This window comes from Mycobacterium sp. (genome assembly GCF_035499775.1).
Classification (GTDB): Bacteria; Actinomycetota; Actinomycetes; order Mycobacteriales; family Mycobacteriaceae; genus Mycobacterium.
The window spans coordinates 1-4015 of record NZ_DATJYB010000296.1 but is presented as its reverse complement, the minus strand read 5'-3'; the positions used below and the strand labels follow the sequence as shown (position 1 = coordinate 4015).

The 4015-nt window shown below is 68.0% G+C and carries 4 protein-coding genes and 1 pseudogene; 4 read left to right on the top strand and 1 reads right to left on the bottom strand.

The genetic code is table 11. From position 1 onward, the window contains the following. Nucleotides 1–10: 10 nt before the first annotated feature. Nucleotides 11–616 (bottom strand): MerR family transcriptional regulator, encoded by a 606-nt coding sequence (locus VML93_RS18935; protein WP_325613022.1) that lies wholly within the window; start codon nt 614–616, stop codon nt 11–13. 273 nt (nt 617–889) lie between these two features. Between VML93_RS18935 and VML93_RS18930 the strand changes: the two genes are divergently transcribed. From VML93_RS18930 to VML93_RS18915, 4 genes and pseudogenes are all read left to right on the top strand, one after another. After that, the gene (locus VML93_RS18930) at nt 890–2131 is read left to right on the top strand and encodes a D-alanyl-D-alanine carboxypeptidase family protein (RefSeq protein WP_325613021.1); all 1242 of its coding nucleotides are present in this window, start codon (nt 890–892) and stop codon (nt 2129–2131) included. Between the two features lie 10 nt (nt 2132–2141). Continuing rightward, entirely contained in the window at nt 2142–2465 is a 324-nt protein-coding gene (locus VML93_RS18925; RefSeq protein WP_325613019.1) for a hypothetical protein, read from the top strand. A gap of 7 nt (nt 2466–2472) precedes the next feature. Continuing rightward, nucleotides 2473–3819, top strand: coding sequence for a sugar porter family MFS transporter (locus tag VML93_RS18920; RefSeq protein ID WP_325613017.1), 1347 nt, complete (start codon nt 2473–2475; stop codon nt 3817–3819). Further along, a pseudogene (locus tag VML93_RS18915) lies at nt 3810–4015 on the top strand (N-acetylglucosamine-6-phosphate deacetylase); the annotation flags it as partial. The gene VML93_RS18920 and the pseudogene VML93_RS18915, both read left to right, overlap by 10 nt.

The following is a 4015-nucleotide window of genomic DNA, read 5'->3' as shown; positions in this document are numbered from 1 at the left end:
AGGAAGTAACTCAGTGCTCATTGGGCGTCCCTTCATGATTGGCGAGCAGTTCGAGCAGCGGCGCGGCGGCGCGGCGCAGGGTTTCCAGCGGGGGCAGTGCCTTTTGGGGCCCTTGGAAGTCGGAGCCGTCGATCAGCAACGTGACACTGTCGGATAGCCGGATGCCCCGCAGGTCACTGACCGCCGGCGGTGCGGCAGCCGGAGCCGGTGGCATGTCGATCTCCGGCGCGGTCTGCCAGAACCGGCCGGCCGCGCGCGACGGGGCCGGGGCGGGCTCGGGATCGCCCAGGCCGGCGGGCATGGCGCTGGGCGGGATTGCGGCCAGCGACTCCAGCTCGGCCTGCGTCATCCCCTCCAGGCGGTCGGCAATCTCGTCGAGCGAAAGCCCCTGGCCTTGCAGCCGTTTGACGGCGACCAAGTGGATCAGGTGCGTCCGCCCGTAGGTGAGCGCGCGCCCCCGCGTCCCCGGACGGGGCAGCAGGCCGCGGGCGGTGTAGTAGCGGACCATGCGCTCGGCCGGGACCGGCTTGGCCTGGCGGTTGTCGGGCACCGCTCCGGACGCCTTCACCGCGTTGGCGGCGACGGCGGCGAATTCGGGCAGGGTGAGCAGGTTCATCAATTGACAGTGTCATATAGCTTTTCGACACTGTCAACCGGGGATTTGCTCTTGCGCCGCCCCATGGCGGTCGCGGCCGCTCTTCGTCACGGCGACTCATCGAGCCGGATCGGGTTGTCAACGACCGTCCGCACCGGCGAAAAACGTCCAGCGCGATCATGCCGCCGACGCCCGCACCGACGAGTCACAGGCGATCTGATCTGCAACTTCCGTCTCACCAGCCACAGCGCGCCATTCTGCAATGCGACGGCCGATCACCTACGCTGCCAAACGATGCTCTATTTACGCCCCTTCTCGCGCGGCGCGTCCAGCCTGGCCGCCGCGCTTTTCTTGACCGTCGCGCCGGCCGGTCTGGGCCTGCCGGTGGCGCTCGCCGAACCCGACCCCGGACCCCACGCCGTTCCGGCAGGTTGCCCGTACAAGGTGTCCACGCCACCCGCGGTGGACTCGTCCGAGGTTCCGCAGGCCGGCGAGGCGCCGCTGCCGCTGCCGGTGCCGGCGAAACCGGTCGGCGGCGATGCTCTGGGCGGCTGTGGCATCGTCGCGGCGCCCAACACCGGGCCGATGCCGGGCGACGTGTCCGCGGAGGCCTGGCTGGTGGCGGATCTGGACAGCGGCGCCGTGATCGCTGCCCGTGACCCGCACGGCCGGCACCGCCCGGCCAGCATCATCAAGGTGCTGGTGGCGATGGCGTCCATCAACGCGTTCAACCCGAACAAGTCGGTCCCCGGCACCGCCGACGACGCCGAGGCCGAGGGCACCAAGGTCGGCGTCGACGCCGACGGCACGTACACCATCAGCCAGCTCCTGCACGGGCTGCTGATGCATTCCGGCAACGACGCCGCGCACGCGCTCGCCATGCAGCTCGGCGGCATGCAGCAGGCGCTGGAGAAGATCAACGTGCTCGCCGCCAAGCTGGGCGGCCAGGACACCCGGGTGGCCACGCCGTCGGGACTGGACGGGCCGGGCATGAGTAGCTCGGCCTATGACATCGGCCTGTTCTACCGCTACGCCTGGCGGAACCCCACCTTCGCCGACATCGTCGCGACCCGGAGCTTCGACTTCCCCGGCCATGGCGACCACCCGGGCTACCAGCTGGAAAACGACAACAAGCTGCTCTACAACTATCCCGGCGCGCTGGGCGGCAAGACCGGATACACCGACGACGCCGGCCAGACCTTCGTCGGTGCAGCCAACCGCAACGGCCGACGGCTGGTGGCGGTGCTGATGCACGGGACCCGGCAGCCGATCGCGCCATGGGAACAGGCCGCGCATTTGCTGGACTACGGGTTCGCCACCCCGGGGGGCACCCAGGTCGGCACGCTGATCGAACCCGACCCCGCGTTGGCGAGCGCCGGGCAGCCCGGCGAGCACCACCCCGACGCGCAGGCCGCGGGCCCCTCGTCGTCGGGCGACGCGTTGCCGGTGCGGGTGGGAGTGGCCATCATCGGCGCGCTCGTCGTGTTCGGGTTGATCATGGTCGCACGCTCGATGAACCGCGGCCCACAACACTAGACTTCTCGGGATGACTGCCCTTTACGAGGACGCGGGCCTGATGCTGGACGAGCACGGCATCACCATCAGGCGCTACTACTTCCCCTTTGCTACGCCAAAGCGGATCGCCTACAGCGACATCCAGGGCATCGACGCTCGGCCGATGGGCTGGGCATCCGGCAAGGGCCGCTTATGGGGCGCCTCCGACCCGCGCTACTGGTTCCCGCTGGACCCGCAGCGCGGCAAAAAGCCGACACTGCTGATTCTCGACCTCGGTCGCCGCGTGCGGCCGTGCATCACCCCCGAGGACCCCGACAAGGTGATCGGGTTGCTGAAGACCCGGGTTAAGGCCTGATCGGTCCGTGCGTCGAGGACTGCTGGTTGGGCTCACCGCGGCCAGCGTCGGAGTCATCTACGGGTACGACCTGTCCTGCATCGCGGGCGCACTGCTGTTCATCGCCGACCAATTCGGCCTGAGCACACAGCAGCAAGAGCTGCTGACGGCGACGGTGGTGATCGGCCAGATCGCCGGAGCGCTCGGAGGCGGCGTGCTCGCCAACGCGATCGGGCGAAAGAAGTCGATGGTCCTGATCACCTTGGGCTACGCGGTGTTCGCGCTGCTGGGCGCGCTCTCGGTGTCAATGCCGATGCTGTTGGCGGCACGGTTGCTGCTCGGCGTGACGATTGGCATTTCGGTGGTGGTCGTACCGGTGTACGTGGCCGAGTCGGCGCCGGCAGCCGTGCGCGGATCGCTATCGGCCGCCTATCAGCTGACAACGGTCACCGGCGTCATCCTCGGCTACCTGTCCGGTTACTTTTTGGCGAGCACGCACAGCTGGCGGTGGATCCTGGGGATTGCCGCCATCCCGGCCACGCTGCTGCTGCCGTTGTTGCTGCGCATGCCCGACACCGCACGGTGGTATCTGTTCAAAGGTCGCGTCGACGACGCCCGGCGCGCGTTACGACGGGTGGCACCCGGCGCGTCGGAGGCCCAGGTCGATGCCGAACTGGCCGAGATCGCCAGCGCGGTAAGCGAAGAGAGCGGCGGCGGGGTGAGCCAAATGCTGCGACGGCCCTATTTGCGGGCCACTGTCTTCGTGGTCGCCCTTGGCTTTCTGATGCAGATCACCGGGATCAACGCGATCATCTATTACAGCCCAAGGCTGTTCAACGCCATGGGCTATACCGGAGATTTCGCGTTGCTGTTGCTGCCCGCGCTCGTCCAGGTCGGCGGTTTGGCTGCAGTCGGTGTCGCGCTGTTTCTCGTCGACCGGGTGGGTCGGCGGCCAATCCTGTTGTGCGGCATCGCCATGATGATCGCCGCCAACATCGTCATCGTCGTGGTGTTCAACCAGGGTCTCGGCGGTGGTGGGCTGGTCTTCGGGTTCATCGGCGTACTGTTGTTCGTTGTCGGCTTCGACCTGGGATTCGGTTCGCTGGTCTGGGTGTATGCGGGCGAGGCGTTCCCGGCTCACCTGCGCTCGCTCGGGTCCAGCACCATGCTGACCGCCAACCTGGTGACCAACACAATCGTCGCCGCAGGGTTCCTGACGATGTTGCATTCCCTTGGCGGCGCGGGAGTTTTCGCGGTGTTCGGCGCGCTGGCGGTGGTCGCCTTCGCCGTCGTGTACCGGTACGCGCCGGAGACCAAGGGACGTCAACTCGAGGAGATCCGCCACTTCTGGGAAAACGGTGGCCGATGGTCGTGATCACTGGGGCTGCCGTCGTAGTCGACGGGCAGGTCTGCCGGCCGGGATGGCTGGAGACGTCCGGTCCGCGGATCGCTGCCTGCGGGTCCGGTCCGCCTCCCCGGCCGGCCGACGCCGAGTTCCCTGATTCCGTTGTGGTACCTGGCTTTATCGACATACACGTGCACGGCGGCGGCGGGGCCTCTTACACGGTTGG